We start from the raw sequence: 18,222 nt of genomic DNA, 5'->3' as shown, positions 1-18,222 counted from the left end.
TTTTTGATCATGAAAATAAACTTAGTAAAACTGGGTGTGGCTGTGCTATGCCTCATAATGGGCATAGAAACTTTTGCACAACAAAAACTAACCTTACCCGATAGCAATAATTACATCATTAACGATAGTGTGATGATTAAAACAAAATACGGCATTACTTTATCTGCTGTAGTGGTGAGGAAAAAAGGTGTTCGACAGAAATTACCAGCAGCACTCTTTTATTTTATCTATTCCAATACAAATAGAAGTTTGATGGAAGCCAAATATGCAGCTGATCATGGTTATATTGGTATTGTTGCAGATGCAAGAGGAAAACGGCTCAGTTCCGATATGCCGGTGCCTTACGAACATGAAACCAAAGATGTAAATGCAGTTATTGATTGGATCATCCAACAATCATGGAGCGATGGCAGGGTGGGGATGTATGGTGGAAGTTATTCAGGCTTTGCACAATGGGCAGCGGCTAAACACCTGCATCCGGCATTAAAAACCATTGTGCCCTATGTAGCGGCTATTCCAGGGCTTGGCTTGCCTATGGAAAACAATGTTTTTTTAGCCGCTAATTACCAGTGGGCCTTTTATATTACCAACAATAAATATACTGATGAAGAGGTAAATAACGACAAGGTCCGCTGGCGCAACATGAGGTTTAATTGGTGGAATAGCGGGGCTGCTTATAATAAGATTGATAGCGTTGACGGCACACCAAATCCATTGTTGCAGAAATGGCTTAGCCACCCTGATTATGATACCTACTGGCAGTCGATGGTACCCTATGGTAGCGATTTTAAACACATCAATATTCCGGTGCTCAGCATTACCGGTTATTACGATGATGGACAGGTTTCTGCATTAGAATATCTCCGCGAACATTATAAGTATAGTCCGTCAGCTGAACATTATTTAATTATAGGTCCTTATGATCATTTTGGATCGCAGGTGGGTGGAGTAGCCAGGCTAAGAGATTATGAGGTAGATTCAATAGCGCTAATCAATACCCGTGAAATCACTTTCAAGTGGCTCGACTATATTCTTAAAGGCGGAAAGAAACCTGCATTGTTAAAAGATAAGATCAATTTTGAGGTAATGGGCGCAAATAAGTGGAAGCATGCTTCTTCATTGGCAAAGATGGAGGATTACCACATCCGCTTTTATCTGGATAGTGCTGAAAACGGGATGATGCTGTCGGAGCAAAAGCCAGCCAAAGAAATTTTCATGCATCAGCAGGTTGATCTGGCCGATAGAACTAAGTTTTACAACGATTATTATCCTGATCCGATCATCAAAAAGGAGATCGACAGATCTAATGGACTGTTTTTTATCACGAAGCCATTTAATCAAGTCGTTTCAGTATCAGGCGCACTAGAGGGGCAGCTTAAAGCCATCATCAACAAAAAGGATATGGATGTAGGACTCATTCTGTACGAAATTACTCCATCAGGGAAATATTTTAAGCTCTCTTATTATTTAGGAAGAGCCAGTTACTCATATGATATGAGCAAAAGGAACTTGCTTAAGTCTGGGAAATTAGAAACTATACCTTTTCATAGGTCGAGAGTATTCAGCAAGCAGCTGCAAAAAGGTAGCAGGTTGCTTTTAGTGCTCAATATTGATAAAAATCCTTTTGCACAGATCAATTATGGAACCGGTAAGGATGTGAGTACAGAAACGATAAAAGATGCAGGCCCTCCACTTGAAATTAAATGGTCGACACAGAGTTTTATTGAGCTTGGTCTTTCGGCGGATGTTGAAGGTTTGTTTTAAATCATGTAACTGGTCCGGATTAGTAACCCAGACCTGAATGCTACAGATTTGCAGTAAGTTTCTGATGTTTATTTGTCCCCCAGATTTAAAAGATTAACGCAGAGGGCATCAAGGTATGTTTTGTTTCTTTTTGCACAATAGACTTCAGAATCTGGACTTTAGATTAATCTAAGAGCCTGTTTAAGAACTAAATAAAATTATTTCGTATGTCAGTCTGAGGGATAATTTATTTTATAAAAATCAATATGAATGGACAGATGAATAAAGAAGGTGAATAGTCTCGAAGTATCTTCATTTCGACCGCAGTAGAGAACCCGAAGGCTCTGCGAAGCAAAATCTTTTAAATTTGATTTCAATAAATAGTACAAAGATCTCTCCACTTCGCGTTGCTCCAGTCGAGATGACGACCATTCTATTGAGTCTTCAATGGCAGAGGTTAGAATTTTTTAGATATTTGCAGTTGCTAATAATTTTACTGATGAAGCCTTACCTGCAACTATTCGATTTTTCAAAGAAAATAAATTACAGAACTGAAATTCTTGCAGGTTTAACGGTGGCCATGACCATGATCCCTGAATCGCTATCATTTGCTATTCTTGCGGGTTTCCCTCCTTTAACCGGTTTGTACGCTGCTTTTATTATGGGCTTGGTTACGGCTGTTTTAGGCGGCAGGCCAGGTTTGGTTTCCGGTGGGGCAGGTGCAACAGTAATTGTGCTCATCGCTCTAATGAAAAGCCAGGGTATAGAATATGTTTTTGCAGCAGTGGCTTTGGCAGGTGTAATCCAGATTATGGTTGGGCTGTTTAAACTTGGGAAATTTGTCAGATTGGTTCCACAGCCCGTAATGTTCGGTTTTGTTAACGGTTTAGCGGTTATTATATTCATGTCGCAGTTAGAACAGTTCAAAACCCTTGTTAATGGTAAGGTAGAATGGTTGAGTGGTATGCCTTTATATATCATGCTGGCATTGGTATTGCTCACCGTTGCCATAGTGGTTATCCTCCCAAAAATAACCAAAGCCATTCCATCCTCACTGGTGGCTATCATTGTGGTTTTTCTTGTTGTTTTATGTTTTGGGATTGATACCAAACTCGTTAAAGATATTGCTTCAGTAAATGGTGGCTTTCCTCCCTTTCATATTCCGAAAGTACCGCTGAATCTGGATATGCTCAAGATCATTTTCCCTTATTCACTTATTATGGCTGGTGTGGGCTTAACAGAAGGCCTGCTTACGTTGAACCTGGTTGATGAAATTACAGAAACCAAAGGCAATGGGAACAGGGAGAGTATTGCACAGGGAATTGCCAATATTGCCAATGGTTTTTTTACCGGGATGGGCGGTTGCCCGATGATTGCACAAACGTTGGTTAACCTTTCGGCAGGAGCGAGGGCAAGGTTATCGGGTATTATTGCGGCCCTAACCATATTGCTCATTATTTTAATCGGTGCCCCCGTTATCGATCGTGTGCCTATGGCTGCGCTGGTTGGTGTAATGATGATGGTAGCCATTGGCACTTTTGAATGGATGAGTTTTAAGGTGATTAATAAAATGCCTGTGCAGGATATTATTATAGGTATAATGGTGGCTGTAATTACGATTTGGCTGCATAACCTGGCACTTGCCGTATTAGTAGGAGTAATTATTTCGGCGCTTGTTTTCGCCTGGGAAAGTTCTAAACGGATACGTGCCAGCAAACATATAGATGTTGATGGTGTAAAAACCTATGAAATATTTGGTCCCTTGTTTTTCGGATCGATTGCCAATTTCAATGAGCTGTTTGATGTAGTACACGATCCGCAGCATATTATTATTGATTTTAAGCATAGCCGCGTTTTTGATATGTCGGGCATTGATGCGCTGAATAAACTAACTGAACGCTACCGTTCGGTTGATAAAAAACTCCAATTAAAACATCTGAGTAACGACTGTAAACGCCTGCTGAAAAATGCTGATCAGATTATTGCAGTAAATATTATAGAAGATCCTACTTATCGGGTAGCCACTGAACAATAAATTAGGTTAAGCTTTTGTTTAAGGTATACCACCATTTTAACCATACTCACTGCAGAATATAATAAGGGGTAATTACTGTGCACAGACCAAAACTATTGCTGGTAGTTTAATGGTAACGCTTTGTCCATAATCAAATTTTTTACTAAAACGTTTAAGTGTTTTAAGAAATTGTAACCTAAAATTGTTCGGATTATTGTTGAAAAATATCCTTATATGCTGTTTTATAGGATGTTAATTTTTTAAATTATTTTGATAATATTTACTTTTTACTTGTCTGGCTGACAGTTATTTTAGTATAATTAAATATTATTGTGCTATTTAATAAAAATTTCATAAAAATGACAATTTATTGTTAAAACGTTTTAGTATATTATATATTTGAGTTAACCAAATACTAAATTTTATGAGAATCCCTAACTATTACTACCAGAATTCCTGTCTTTTTAACCTAGGACATATCTTGCCGTTTCCGAAAAAATAAGTTTTAGAAATCATTTTTTTACCAATTAAAAGATCCATTAACTATGCGATACTTATGGGCGTGCCTTGTTTTTTTTGCCGCGTTTACGTTAAACGTTTTACCGGTTTTTTCGGTAGGTAGAAAACTTCATAAAGGCCTAACGATTAATTATTTGATCCTTCAGGATACGACGAAAATTAAGATCGTGTCGGCTAAAGATTCTTTGCGAAAAGATAGTCTTGAACAGATCAGGAAAAAAACACTTTACAACAAATTGGCTGGTGGTGTACAAAAAGACACCAGAGATTTATCGCTCTTCCCTGCTATTTCATTGCAGCAAAATTTAAAGGGCAATTTTGCTGGTCTTTATGTTCAGGAACCCTCAGGCGAACCAGGTTCTATTCAGAACATGTTTATTAGAGGAGCTGCAATGCCGCTATTATCTAAAAAGGATTTGTACGATGCTCAGCCTCTGGTAGTTCTCGATGGAATCCCCTTGGTGCGGGAGCATCCTTTCGCTTTTGACATACAACAATTCGATTTTAATAGAATCGGTCCTGCAACTAATTTGTTGTCCGGTATTGATATGAATAATATTGCATCGGTAGAGGTACTTAAAGATTTAGGTTCCACTTCTGTTTACGGGCCTAGAGGTGTTAATGGGGTAATTGTTTTAACCTCAAAAACAGCAGTGGGTAAATACCGCGCTATATCTTTCAACTCGTATATAGGTATGGTGCAAAAACCATTTGTAAATACCATCAACGGTAAATATGAAAATGAGTTCAGACAGCGCTTTTATGATGTATATACCACAAATGGCAGATATTCTGATGATGAAGAGTATCCGGTATATTTAAGCGATTCGCTAAATAATGTGTACAGTGGAAAATCAGACTGGACAGATTTATACTATAAAAATGCGCTGGTATATGGCATTAATTTCTCACTTGCCGGCGGTACGGATAGAGCAAACTTCAGGTTTGCATTGGGCAATACCAAAAGTGAAGGTGTAGCAGATCAAACGGGTATCGACCGTTATAGCGCCACTTTCAATATCAATATGAAACCAACCAAATGGTTGTTGTTTTCGACTATGATTAATGCGAACCGTTTAAACCGCGATAGAAATAAAACCTTGCGTGACCGGTTTGCACAACTTAATTATTTTCCTGATTTAAGTGCGCCTCTACCTCCGAATAAAGATTTCTATGGTTCATACCTGCAAGAATATAAGAAAGGTTTTGATGATAATAAAACAAACTCTATTCAGGGTTATGCCAAATTAGAAGGGATTTTTGGCCGGTTTAAGGTGGTTTCATCTTTTAATGCCGATTACAGTGAGGGCTATAGAGATGTTTTTTATGCCAGAACGCTTTTGCAGGGAAACAGTTATGCATCCAATTATTATGGCTTTAGCCAAAGATTAATGATGGATAACAAAGTAACTTACGATTTAAACCTGAATAAGGTTCACGATTTTCATTTTGCCTTAGGGCAATCCATGCAATGGGATATTTATAAATATAGTAACGCCTACGCTTATAAAGGTGTTAATGATTATATTAAAATCAATTTGCTGGATTCTAAACCTAAAAATGACGATGGTACGGATAATGGAGGTTATTTAACACCAGTTGCTTTTCCAAGAGAATTGACTTACCGGTTTTTAGATAAAACAGAAGATAACTTATTGTCTTTTTATGGAAAAGCCGACTACTCATTTAGCGATAAATACTTCTTATCAGCCATATTACGTTTAGATGGCTCTTCAAATGCACAACCAACAAGCCGTTGGTTTTATTCGCCAACTATTTCGGCCGCCTGGAATATCAAAAACGAGTTTTTGAAAGATAACAGCTTGGTTGATGATTTGGTATTGCGTGCAAGTGTTGGTAGAATGGGGCGCACCTTTAGTTACGATAATTATACACAGGGGCCACAATATACCGCCTCAGTTGGTTATACAGGTAATTTAACGGTGCCCGGATATAATGCATTCGGTGTTTTAACACGTCCTTATCAATTTGGCTGGGTAGGTTATGGTGTGCCCTGGTCGTACTCAGATCAACTTAATGTTGGTGCTGATGTCGCAATGTTGAAAAACCGTCTTCACGTTTCTGTTGACCTTTATAGCAAAACCGATAAAAACCAATTAATTGGGATCCCTGCTTATGCCGAATATGGTTATAAACAATCTATCGAAAGCGGAATGTCTGTTAACAACATGGGTATCGATTTTACAGTGAGTGCTCAGATCATCGCGAAAAGTAAATTTTCATGGAATTCGGCCTTAAATTTTAATCACAACGCTAACGAATTGAAAGCATTGCCAAGAGGATTGGATCAATTGGTAATAGGGAACAGATTTTTAAAAGTTGGCCAGCCGGTAGATCAATATTGGTTATTAGAGAATAATGGCATTTATACTTCAGATGCTGATGTACCAGCGGTTAACGGACAAAAATTAAAATATAAGGGAATTGTTTTAAAGGCCGGCGATCCGCGTTGGAAAGACCAAAACGGAGATAATACCATTGATGATAACGATAAAGTATTAAAAGGCCATTCATTACCAACCCTTGCAGGTGGTTTCGATAACAATTTTAGATATGGAAATTGGAGTCTGGCTACAAGTCTCTACTTTAATTTAGGAAGAAAGCTAATCAACCAGGAGATGGCTAACCATTTTGATTTTGTTAACCGTGAAGGTAATACCGATATCAGTTCTGTTAAAGAAATTACTTTCTGGGAGAAACGTGGCGATTACTCAAAATATCCACTTTACAATCCCTGGAGTACGGTAATCCCATACCGTGCAGATCAGGATCTTTTTTTAGAGAATGCTTCATTCCTAAAATTAAGGCAGGTTTCATTAGGTTACGAACTGGGTAATTTGCTCAATAGGAGGAACATCAAAATCAACAAATTCTTCGTATACGGTGCAGTGAGTAATATTTTCACCATCACGCCTTACACTGGTCAGGATCCTGAATTGGTGAGCTACGATGGCGTTGATACAGGTTATGGCCAACCCATTCCGAGAACATATACCCTGGGTGTTAAAATGGAGCTTTAAGATGAAAACAAGAACTAACAAAACATCAAGTAAGATGAAAAATATATTATACACACTTCTGGTTTCTATAATTGCCTTTTCGAGTTGTAATAAAGCTTTAGAAACCGATTCCACCAGGGTTGTAGGTGAAAAAAATGCCTGGAATACAGTAGAGGATGCCCGATCCGGAATTTTGGGGGTTTATGCTTTAACACGGGCTGCTTTATCAGATAATAACGGCCACTGGATTTATGGTGATGTAAGAACAGGAGAGTTTTTGAGTCCAAAAAGACAGGATTTAAAAGCTGTAATCAGCAATAATTTAAATGCAGCATATCCCGTAATGGAGGCGTTATCTGATTGGACAAGGTTTTATGCCATTGTAAACGGGGCCAACGTTTTCTTAGAAAATATTGGTCATGTAAAAGAAACAGATAAACGATACACGAGCAATAACATGACCGTGGATATTGCGCAAGCCAGGTTTTTAAGGGCTTTTGCCTATTTCTACATGGTAAGAATCTGGGGCGATGTACCATTTATTACCTCTTCAGACGAAGGTAAATTTACCAATAAACCCCGCGAAAGCCAGGCCAGGATTTTAGCATGGGCTGAACAGGAAATGCTAAAAGCAGCGGCTGATCTGCCATTTATTTATAGCGGTGGCGATGTACAGCAGCCAACTGATTATTATAATGAAACTTCAGGCAGATGGGGTGGTGCTTTGGCTACAAAAGTTACGGTATACGCGGTTTTAGCTCATTTGGCAGCCTGGAATGCCGATTATACTAACGTTGCTAAATATGCCAAATTTGTTGAAGATAATTACGGTAGAAGTGCAGGAGGTTTTACAGGAAGTGCTGATTTATCAAATTCCAATGGGTTTTTCTACAATAAAAACACCAGGCAGATGTTCGGTTTTAACTCCGATTATGGTCACGTAGATGGTTCATCTACCGGGCATATTGAAGAGTTAACTTTAGCTGAACCGGTGATGACCAAGTCCGTTCCGGATATTTATCTTCCGAAAGATTCGATTCTGAAATATTTCAATGTTGCCAAAGATCAAAGGTTTGCCGTTGATACATTAGGTCAGGCAAAATATGATGGAAGATATTTTACGAACATAAACGGTAAGTATCCCATTTTCAGCAAAATCAAAGTGATTCAGGGCGGAGGAACAGATCCGAATTTCAGGTATTTTACCAGTGCTTTGGTTTTTACCCGCTTAGAAGACATCGTGTTATTAAGAGCAGAAGCGCTGTCTGTCTTGGGCGACCAACAGGGAGCTTTAAATGAACTGCTTTCTGTGATGGGTAGAAGGTATGATGACGGACTTTCTATAAACATAGACGACGTCATAAAATTAATCTTCGAAGAGCGCCACCGTGAATTGTTGGGTGAAGGCTCAAGGTGGTATGATTTGATCCGGTACAACAAGATCAAACAGAACGACGCCAAGTTCATGAATCTCATCAATTCTGGTGGAATTTACTGGCCTATATCAAGAAAACTCCTTTCCCAAAATAGTTTATTAACCCAAAATGCTTACTGGCGCTAATGATAACGGATATGAAAAATTCAATAAAATACATAGGCGCACTGGCAATCTTATCATTGCTTACGCTCATCAATTCGGCCTGCAAAAAGAATGGAGGATTTTACGATGCGCCAGATCAGAATGTAACCTTTGCCGGCAATACTTACGATTATTTGAAAAGCAAACCAGGGGTTTTCGATTCGCTTATTGTAGCGATTGACAGGATGGGTTTGAAAAAAACATTAACCGATAGTAATGTTACGTTATTTGCAGTCAGCAATCCAAGTTTCCAACTGGCTTTACGGAATCTAAATACGTTAAGGAAACTATCTGATAAAGACCCACTTTTTTTGGCCAATATTGATGCCATTCAGTTAGATACGATGACTTCGTACTACATCATCAGAGGTAAGAAAACAACCGATTCATTAAAACTTCAGGATGGCTTAGACTTGAAAAGTGTACATATTGGTTATCCGATGCATGCGAGTGTAACCAAAATATCGGCTTCTGGCCAGGTTGGTGCCGGACCGGAGGTTATTAATTTTGATAATACCAAAAAAAGCAAATTCGTTCGCAACTGGGCGACCAGTACAACCTCATCAAATAACATTAAAACCAAAAATGGAATCGTACATGTAATCAGTGCTGATCATGTATTTGGCTTTAATGAATTTGTTACCCGATTAACTTTTGTACCACCACCGCCTAACCTTTACCTGGAAATTGGCGGGATATTTTCATCAAACCGCGAAAATGGCGGAGGTATAACCAGTGGAGAAAATTCGCGAAAAGTAATTGATGGTGATGATCATACCAAATTCCTGGCCGACTTACAAGGCGAACTATGGATGAGGTTTGAACTTAAAACACCTGCTGTTTCATCGGTATATACCTTAACATCTGCAAATGATGCCAACGAAAGAGATCCAAAAGCATGGACTTATGAAGGCTCGATGGATGGTTCAAACTGGGTAGAATTGGATAGAAGGTCTAACTTTTTCTTTGAAGAAAGATATCAGCAAAAGGTATTCAGGTGTACCAATACGGTTGCCTACAAATTTTACCGCATTGTGATTACCGAACTCAGAAACAGTGGCACATTCCAGTTGGCTGAGTTTACCATAAACAAAACGAAATAAGTAATGCAAAATAGAAACATTAAAATAAATAGCCCGATGAAATCGATCATATATAAATATTTTGCGCTCCTTTTACTTGCTTTAACCGTTTGCAGTAGCTGTAAAAAGATTTTCGATTTACCCGATGAGAAAGATTATATCAGCAATAATGTGAATTTTAGCAATAAAATTCTGGAGCCAATAATCGGAAGAACCAATCTTATCGGTGGTTTTAACAGCGATAACTCAACCAATCCCATCACGTTCGAAATTGTAAACGTCAGGTTTGGGGATGGAAAGCCAGTGAGCGATCTTTTTACCACAGCACCAACTTACGTATGGACAGCCCCTTACACCGGTTTGGAAAAAAGCCTGGCTGAAATTGAGGCAAAAAGGAAAATCGAAACGCATCCGATATTCGAAATACGTTCATCAGGCGAATTCATCTTATGGCCATCAGCTACCAACCAGATATTGAAACCCCGTCCGACAGATAGTACCAACTTTTCGCAGGATACACGCTTTTTTGATGTAAAGGTTAAAAATACCGGTGGTGAGCGCCTGATCCGGGATTTTCAGATCAGACCTTTCAGAGAGCGCCCTTACGAGCCATCGAATGATTTTAATGCTTATACAGGTTTGCCTGCCCCTGATCCAAAATTTCCGTTAGACAAAAATCTGAGAGATTATATCCGTCCTTATCTGAATAATGTTATCGGGGCTACTTCTAATTTAAACTTAGTGAGCAACAATGATAAAAAGGATGCAATTGTTTACATCCGTCCGCTAACATCAGGAGGTAATGGCCATTCGTTACGCATTGTGGTTTTGGGTAAAGATTCTTTACCGATCGATCCTAAGTTTTTCAATGAAACGGTTTGGGATAAAATGATCCATGGTTTCAATATCCAGAAAACCGATCAATATGTCCAGTATGATGTTGCTTATCCGATACCATTGGTAGAAATCCCTACATCTTATGCCAGAGGCGGATCGAGGGCAAAAGCAGAACTGAGTTACTCCCGGATTGGTTTTGGGGGGGCACGTACAGTGGCCAATTTCGGTGTCGATTTCGCTATTTATAAGGCTGGCGACTGGGAAATCGTCTTTTATTTCAAAAATGAGAACCCAAAATTTGCTAACGAATAGTTGATCAATAAAGCTAATATTATGAAAAGAAATATACTTTTATATACATTACTTATTGTATGTATAATCTATTGTACGAATGCCTATTCGCAGGAAAAAAATATTATTGTAAATGGCAGGGTTCTGGATAAAGAGACCAAACAGGGGGTGCCAGGCGTATCTGTTGTTCTGCAAAGCACCAATAAAGGCTTAACGCAAACCAATGGCGATGGAAAGTTTTCGGTTAACGTACCTGTTGGCGGAACACTTTTATTTAAATTTTTAGGGTACAATACCTCATCGGTTAAAATTACCAATCAAACCAATATCACCGTAACCATTAGCGAGGATCGTAAAGATCTGAATGATGTTATTATTGTAGCCTACCAAAACAGACCAAAAGAAACAACTGCCGGATCGGTAACGGTGCTTAACGCTAAGGATGTATCCGATATTCCGGTATCAAACATTGAAACCCTTTTACAGGGTAAAGTACCAGGGTTAAATATCCAGAACAATACCGGTGCCCCTGGTTTTAGGGGATCGGTACAGCTTCGTGGTTTATCGAGCTTAAGTATTTCGGGTAGTGGTAACGATTCATTTTTACAACCTACATCGCCATTATATATTATTGATGGCGTGCCTTTAGATGCAGATAAGGCAGCAGAGTTTGGTTTTCAAACACAAGGTCCAGGGGTGAGTCCACTTTCGCTAATCCCTCAGGAGGATATCGAAAATATCCAGATCCTGAAAGATGCGCAGGCCACTTCTATGTACGGCTCCAGAGGTGCTTATGGGGTAATCATCATCACCACAAAAAGAGGTAATTCTAAAGTGCCGCGTATTAAATACGTATCGAACTTTTTCGTTAATGCTCCGCCTAAATTACGAGAAACATTAGGCGGTAATTCAGAACGCCAATTAAAAATTCAGCAAATTATTTTAAATGCAGAAACCATTAATCAGATTAGGGGAATAAGCAATACACCTTTTCTTGCCGATAGTTTAAATGCGTATTACAATAACTCTACCGATTGGCAGGATGTATTTTATCAAACTACCTTTAACCAAAGTCATAACCTGGCTTTAGATGGTGGTGACCAAAAATTTAATTACAAAGCCAATATGGGCTATTATGCCGAAAAAGGTGTAATTAAAAACACGGGTTATAACCGTTACAATTTAAACATGAATATGGAGTTTAAACCGAATGATAAATTTAGATTTTTCGGTTTCGTTAATGGTTCGGTAGGTAAACAGAATAAAGGTAACGGTGCGGGTTTACTTCAATCAGGCGTGGCTTCAAACGGTCAGGCATCAACGCTTTTGCCTCCTCCGTCTTTTTATCAGGCATCTGGTGGGGTATTATCTGCTTTGCAAACCCTAAACGATAATAATTCCAGAAATTTAAGAGCAAATATCGATGCCCGTTACGAATTTATACCAGGTTTCGCAGCATCTTCTACCTTAAGTTATGATTATACCTCAGATACTGAAACTACATTTACACCAGCTGCGGCCAATGGATCATTTGCCAAGCTTTATGATTATAATGGCAGAAATTTCCAGTTATACAATAGAAATGCAATCACTTACGCCAAAACATTAGGTGAAAAGCATAATTTCTTTATCAATACATTTAACGAAATTTATAAACAAGGTTCCCAATCATCAATAAGCCGGCAGGAAAGAATTCCAAACGATCAGCTTCAGGGACCAGTCGGGTTCGATGGTTATTATTCAAGAGGCGGCGGAGTTTTAAGTAGCTATAAAAATGCTACAATTGCCTCTTTCGCAGGGTCGCTATCTTACGATTATGACAAAAAATACGTAGCCGAGTTCTCTTACCGTTTAGATGGTACTTCATCAAGTGGTTTGGAAAATCCATATTCAAAAAACTCTTCAATAGGTTTAAGATGGAATTTCAATAAAGAAAACTGGTTAACCGATCAAAAATGGTTAGACTATGGTAGTTTAAGGTTAACCTGGGGCCAAAATATTGTGCCAACAGGTAATCTTCAAAGTATTTATGGTATTTATAACCTGAATGGAAATTACAACAATACGCAAACCATTGGTATCAATTACGATTTAATTCCAAATCCGGCTTTAAAGCCAACCACTACAAGTCAGTATAACCTTGGTTTTGACATTGGTTTCCTAAACAGATTCTCGATCGTTGTGGATAGTTATTTTAAAAAGGTAGATAATTTATTGTTCGATCGTGTTTTATCTAATACAACAGGTTTTAATAAACTATCGAGTAACGATTTGGGGATCGCCAACTATGGTACCGAGATTAGCTTAATTGTTAAAGCCGTTACCAGTAAGGATTTTGACTTATCTTTTTCGATAAACGGTGCATATAACCGCGATGTGCTGTTAAAATTACCTGAAGAGTATAACGGGCAGTATATCCGCTTTGATGGTTCCGGTTATCTGCAGCATAATGTTTTCCGTGTAGGCAGAAACACCCTGTCAAACTATTTAAGAATTAACCAGGGAGTTTACAAAACAGATGCGGATGTACCTGTAGATCCGGTTACCGGAAAAAGGTACCAAACAAACAATACCTTCTTTTACGGGGGAGACCCGATCTTAAAAGATGTAAATGGCGATTATATTCTGGATGGCAGAGATTACGAAATTACCGGAAACTCACAACCATTGATAACAGGTGGTTTATCGTTCACCATGAGGTATAAAAAATGGGGGCTAAATATGTACGCCAGTTATACAGCCGATAGAACAATCTTAAATAATGCACTTGCCGATCGTATTGCCATCATGAGAGATCCTTATGCACTAAATGCCGTAGTACCATTAGGCGATTTAAATATCTGGCAGAGACCCGGCGATGTAGCCAAATATCCATACCCTTATGATTTTAGCCGTTATGGAAATATCCAGCCATTAAGAGCCGATCAAACCTTATGGCAGGAAACTGGTACGTATCTGAAAATTAACAATTTAACACTTTCTTATATGTTCGATAAGAAGTTGATAAGCAGATTCGGACTGGCCAATTTAAGGATATTTGGTTCTACCAATAACCTGATTACATTTTCTAAGTATAGCGGCCCTAACCCAGAAAACGTAACCGCATTGGGTCGCGATATTTCTAACGGTTATCCTGTGCCACGTACCTATAACATTGGTTTGAACTTAGAACTTAATACAGGCAACTAAAAATATTGATTATGAAAAAAGTTATTATTTACACTTTGGTTATTGCAGCATCTTTTTGCTTGCCTTCATGTAAAAAGTTTTTAAACGTACAGCCTTTAGATAAACTAACAGGGAACAATTTTTTCCAGACTAAAGAGGACGTTGTTGCCAATATTTATGATTTGTCGAGGATTGTTTTTAGTAAAATAAATGAAACACATTATGTTGGTGCGGTTGGAGAATACAGATCAGGCGAGGTATTGCACGAAAGCCAGTCTGATAATGCCGCCTCACGCGAATATGTGGAGTTCTTAGGTCGAAATGATTTATTAAACCTGATCAGAAGAGGGCAACCCTGGGACTATTATAATTTTGATAGAATAACAGATTGGACTGGTTATTACAGGGCAATTCAAGGTGCCAATATCCTGATCGCGAAATTAGATGAGGGTGTTCCGGGGGTTTCTGAAACAGAAAAAGGACAGTTTAAGGCTGAAGCCGCATTTATTCGCTCACTTTGTTACTTTACCATGGTGCGGTTATTTGGCGATGTAGTGTATTATACTGATGCATTTCATTCTACATCCTTACCCCGCGAAAATTTTGTATCTGTATTAAATAAATGTATAGCCGATTTAAATGGTTATAAAAATCAAATTCCATTTACCTATAGCGATCCTGCTTTAAAGGGCGTTCGGGCAAGTAGAGGCAGCATCATTGCCTTAATGATGGAGATGAATATGTGGAACGCTGGTTTTGATGGCGCTAACGCAAGAAAATATTATCAGGCTACTGCAGATCTGGGTAAAGAATTGGTTGCAAGTAATGCCTATCGGTTATTGCCGCTTTCAGACTGGTCTACAGTGATTAAGGGCCGTTCGGATGAAAGTTTGTTCGAATTTTATCAAAGTATAAATTATGGAGATGCCGTACTGAATGTTGCGCCGATTGCCGATATGTTTTTGCATTACCCATACAAAAGACCTGAATATACCCACCGCGTAAGTTTTGCTTATTACAGGGGCGAATACATGCAAAAAATCTTTCAGGATGGGGGCGACAAAAGAATCACCACCTGGTTTAACGAAGATATTTTTGCCGACAATGGTAAGTTCATGTTATTAAAATATGCGAAGAACTCTTTCATTGTAGGTGAGGAAGATGCCAATCCGGATAATACTTTTATGATTTTTAGGTACGGTGGAGAACTCCTGTTGGCGGCAGAAGCGCTTGCAAATATAGATGAAGATACCGAAGCCATAAAACTGGTAAATATGGTAAGGAACCGTGCCGGCGCCTCTCCGTATACGTCTTCAAATGGAGATCTTAAAGAATTTATTTTTTACGAACGTTCAAGGGAACTGATCGGTGAGGGGCACCATTACTTCGATTTGGTTAGGACGAAGAGAATTTTAAATAGCCAGTATTCCTACAACGTGCTTACATCCGATAAATTTAGTCGTGGTGCCTGGACCTGGCCAATTAACTCAGGTGCACTAAACAACAACCCATTTATGAAATTGAATGATTACTGGGTTAATGGTGGTAATTAATTTTTATAATAAAAGATATATGAAAAAGCTAATTTTTGCTTGTGCTGTTGTACTGCTGATATTAAATGCTTGTAAACGTGATGAGTACTACCGTGATGGAGGCTTGGCTAACCCTAACTTTGAAGGCAATATGCTTCAATATTTGCAGGCTAAAAAAGTACCTTTTGATACCATAGCCCAAATTGTTAAGCTGGCGGGTATGGAAAGCGCCTTTTCTAATGAAGACTTTACTTTTTTTGCGCCTGATGATGATGTAATTAAAAGAACAATTGGAACAATCAGAACTGATGGGTTAAATAGTTTTCTTTTTTATGCAGGAAAAGATACCGTTAAAACACTGGATCAGATTAGCCCGTTAATTTGGAGGAAATATCTGCAGCGCTACATGTTTAAAGGTGTGAACAGATTAAAAGACTATCAGCAAATAGATTTTGATGTTAAAAGTGTTTATCCGGGTGGTTTGTATTATTCTCTTGGTGGTAATATCTCAAATATTGGTGTAACCTATGGTACTGCCAACAATATCAAATATATTGGCTACCGCCAATTGGTTTTAACCTACATTCCGGATGCCTCAAAACCAAATGACAATTGGTACATCAATAAGGTATCATCATCTGATATAAAACCTACCAATGGTGTAGTACATGCTCTGGCCTTTAACGATTTGGCAGGTGGTGCTTATTTTGGATTTAACCCAAATGATTTTTTTAGTGATGTGTATTACAGTGGGTTAACGCCTTCTGATTCTTCGAAATAAAATCACATCCGGTGTTACCTCAAGAAATTAAACGATGAAAAAAATTAAATTAATATTCGCAATAATCACTTTGATTGCTTTTAGCTTTCAGGGATGTAAAAAAGCAGATGATGTGATCCCTGATCCTTATGCTGATGCTAAATCTCCTTTAGGTGTGGCCATTTCGCAAACTGATGTCCCTGTTCCTGCTGTTGGAATTGTAGGTACATCTGTAGTCATCAAAGCTTCAGGCTTTGATAAATATAAAAATCAATTAACCTTTATGTTTAACGGCGAAAAGGCTGAGGTAGTTAATGTAACCGCCACTGAAATTACGGTTAAAGTTCCGGAAACCGGAAGTACGGGTGTAACATCAATTGCTATTGGCGACCAGTTGTTTATTGGTCCAACCTTTACCGTAACGGGGCTGATTCAGATTGATCCTACATTCAAAGCTATAGCTGGTACTAACGGTTATGTAAGTCAGGTGTACGAAATGCTTGATGGAAGGAACATTGTGGTTGGTAATTTTACAAATTTTGATAACAAAGGAGGTGTGGTTCCCATCAATAGGATCGCAAGAACATCATTAGACGGAGAATACGACCGTACTTTCCGTACAGGAAGAGGATCCAACGGTGGCTTAGCCAGAATTGTAGAAATTGGTAACCGTTTTATTATAGCAGGTGGCTTTTCCGGATTTAACCAACGGACTGAAAACATCAGCAACATTACCAGTTTGTTTACAAGCGGAGCAATTGATACTGTAAAAATTCAGACAAAAAGAAAGCCAACGGTTACCGATACCGTTACACAGAAATGGTTTCCGAGGTTTAACGGTGGTACAAATGGTTTTATTGACCGTGTATATGCGCACCAGGGAAAAATTTTAGCAACCGGCGATTTTAGGTATTATGTAAAAAGAACTTACGATAAGTTTAATTACGATTTATCAAGGGATACTGTAATATTGGACAGTACAGAAATTCGACAGATTTTGCGCTTTAATTTAGATGGTAGTCTTGATAAAACATTCCGTTTTAATACCGCTACCAATAAGGGAAAAGAAAGTGCAAACGGACGTGTGGACACTTACATGCATATCGATGCAGAAAAGTTAGAAAAACTGGTTGTGTTTGGTAATTTTACCACATTCGACGGTCAGCCGGCCAATCGCATTGTAAGGTTAAACCCAGACGGAAGCATCGATCCAACTTTTACGCCAGGCTCAGGAACAGATAATGTGATTTCATCCTGTACTTATAACACCTCTACAAAAAAATACGTAATTACAGGAAACTTTACTCAATACAATGGCAAATCTGCGCTCGGTGTAGCTGTTTTAAATGATAATGGCACCTTAGATGAAACATTTGTTTCTAAATCATTTGAAGGTGGCATACCTCGTTTTGCTAAACAGCTTAATAATGGGTTAATCGTGGTAAGCGGGTATTTTATTAAATACAATGGCATCACCAGAAATGGTTTTATGGTTTTAACACCAACAGGATCATTGGCAAAAGGATACAATTCTACAGGTCCTTTTAATGGTAACCTGTCTGATGTAATCGAAACCAAATCGGCAGATGGTAAAAAAGCATTATTATTAATCGGCGACTTTAATCGTTTCGATAATTTACCATTATACAACATTATTAGAGTAACGATCGAATAATA

10 protein-coding genes are annotated in these 18,222 nt (G+C 38.5%); all 10 read left to right on the top strand.

The window, feature by feature from the left end:
• Positions 1-9 precede the first annotated feature (9 nt).
• A complete protein-coding gene (locus IM793_RS16250) occupies positions 10-1,764 on the top strand; it encodes a CocE/NonD family hydrolase (protein ID WP_193423102.1) in 1,755 nt (584 codons plus the stop codon).
• Positions 1,765-2,242: 478 nt separating this feature from the next.
• Entirely contained in the window at positions 2,243-3,778 is a 1,536-nt protein-coding gene (locus tag IM793_RS16245; protein ID WP_193423100.1) for a SulP family inorganic anion transporter, read from the top strand.
• Positions 3,779-4,302: 524 nt separating this feature from the next.
• Positions 4,303-7,317 carry a SusC/RagA family TonB-linked outer membrane protein gene (locus IM793_RS16240; protein ID WP_193423097.1) on the top strand — a complete coding sequence of 1,005 codons (3,015 nt, stop codon included), beginning with the start codon at positions 4,303-4,305 and terminating at the stop codon, positions 7,315-7,317.
• 34 nt (positions 7,318-7,351) lie between these two features.
• Positions 7,352-8,857, top strand: coding sequence for a RagB/SusD family nutrient uptake outer membrane protein (locus IM793_RS16235; protein ID WP_227256277.1), 1,506 nt, complete (start codon positions 7,352-7,354; stop codon positions 8,855-8,857).
• Positions 8,858-8,868: 11 nt separating this feature from the next.
• Positions 8,869-9,978, top strand: a complete 1,110-nt coding sequence (locus tag IM793_RS16230) for a discoidin domain-containing protein (protein ID WP_193423093.1) — start codon at positions 8,869-8,871, stop codon at positions 9,976-9,978.
• 3 nt (positions 9,979-9,981) lie between these two features.
• On the top strand, positions 9,982-11,106 hold the full coding sequence (locus IM793_RS16225) for a DUF5007 domain-containing protein (protein WP_227256276.1): 1,125 nt from the start codon (positions 9,982-9,984) through the stop codon (positions 11,104-11,106).
• A gap of 21 nt (positions 11,107-11,127) precedes the next feature.
• Positions 11,128-14,274 carry a SusC/RagA family TonB-linked outer membrane protein gene (locus tag IM793_RS16220; protein WP_193423090.1) on the top strand — a complete coding sequence of 1,049 codons (3,147 nt, stop codon included), beginning with the start codon at positions 11,128-11,130 and terminating at the stop codon, positions 14,272-14,274.
• A gap of 11 nt (positions 14,275-14,285) precedes the next feature.
• Entirely contained in the window at positions 14,286-15,806 is a 1,521-nt protein-coding gene (locus tag IM793_RS16215) for a RagB/SusD family nutrient uptake outer membrane protein (protein ID WP_193423088.1), read from the top strand.
• A gap of 19 nt (positions 15,807-15,825) precedes the next feature.
• Positions 15,826-16,566, top strand: a complete 741-nt coding sequence (locus IM793_RS16210) for a hypothetical protein (RefSeq protein WP_193423086.1) — start codon at positions 15,826-15,828, stop codon at positions 16,564-16,566.
• Between the two features lie 34 nt (positions 16,567-16,600).
• Positions 16,601-18,220: a DUF5008 domain-containing protein gene (locus IM793_RS16205; RefSeq protein ID WP_193423084.1), complete on the top strand. Its 1,620-nt coding sequence runs from the start codon at positions 16,601-16,603 to the stop codon at positions 18,218-18,220.
• The last annotated feature ends 2 nt before the right edge of the window (positions 18,221-18,222 follow it).

Source organism: Pedobacter sp. MR2016-19 (genome assembly GCF_014947265.1).
Taxonomy (GTDB): domain Bacteria; phylum Bacteroidota; class Bacteroidia; order Sphingobacteriales; family Sphingobacteriaceae; genus Pedobacter.
The sequence above is the reverse complement of the archived record's forward strand: the minus strand, read 5'-3'. Positions and strand labels throughout refer to the sequence as shown.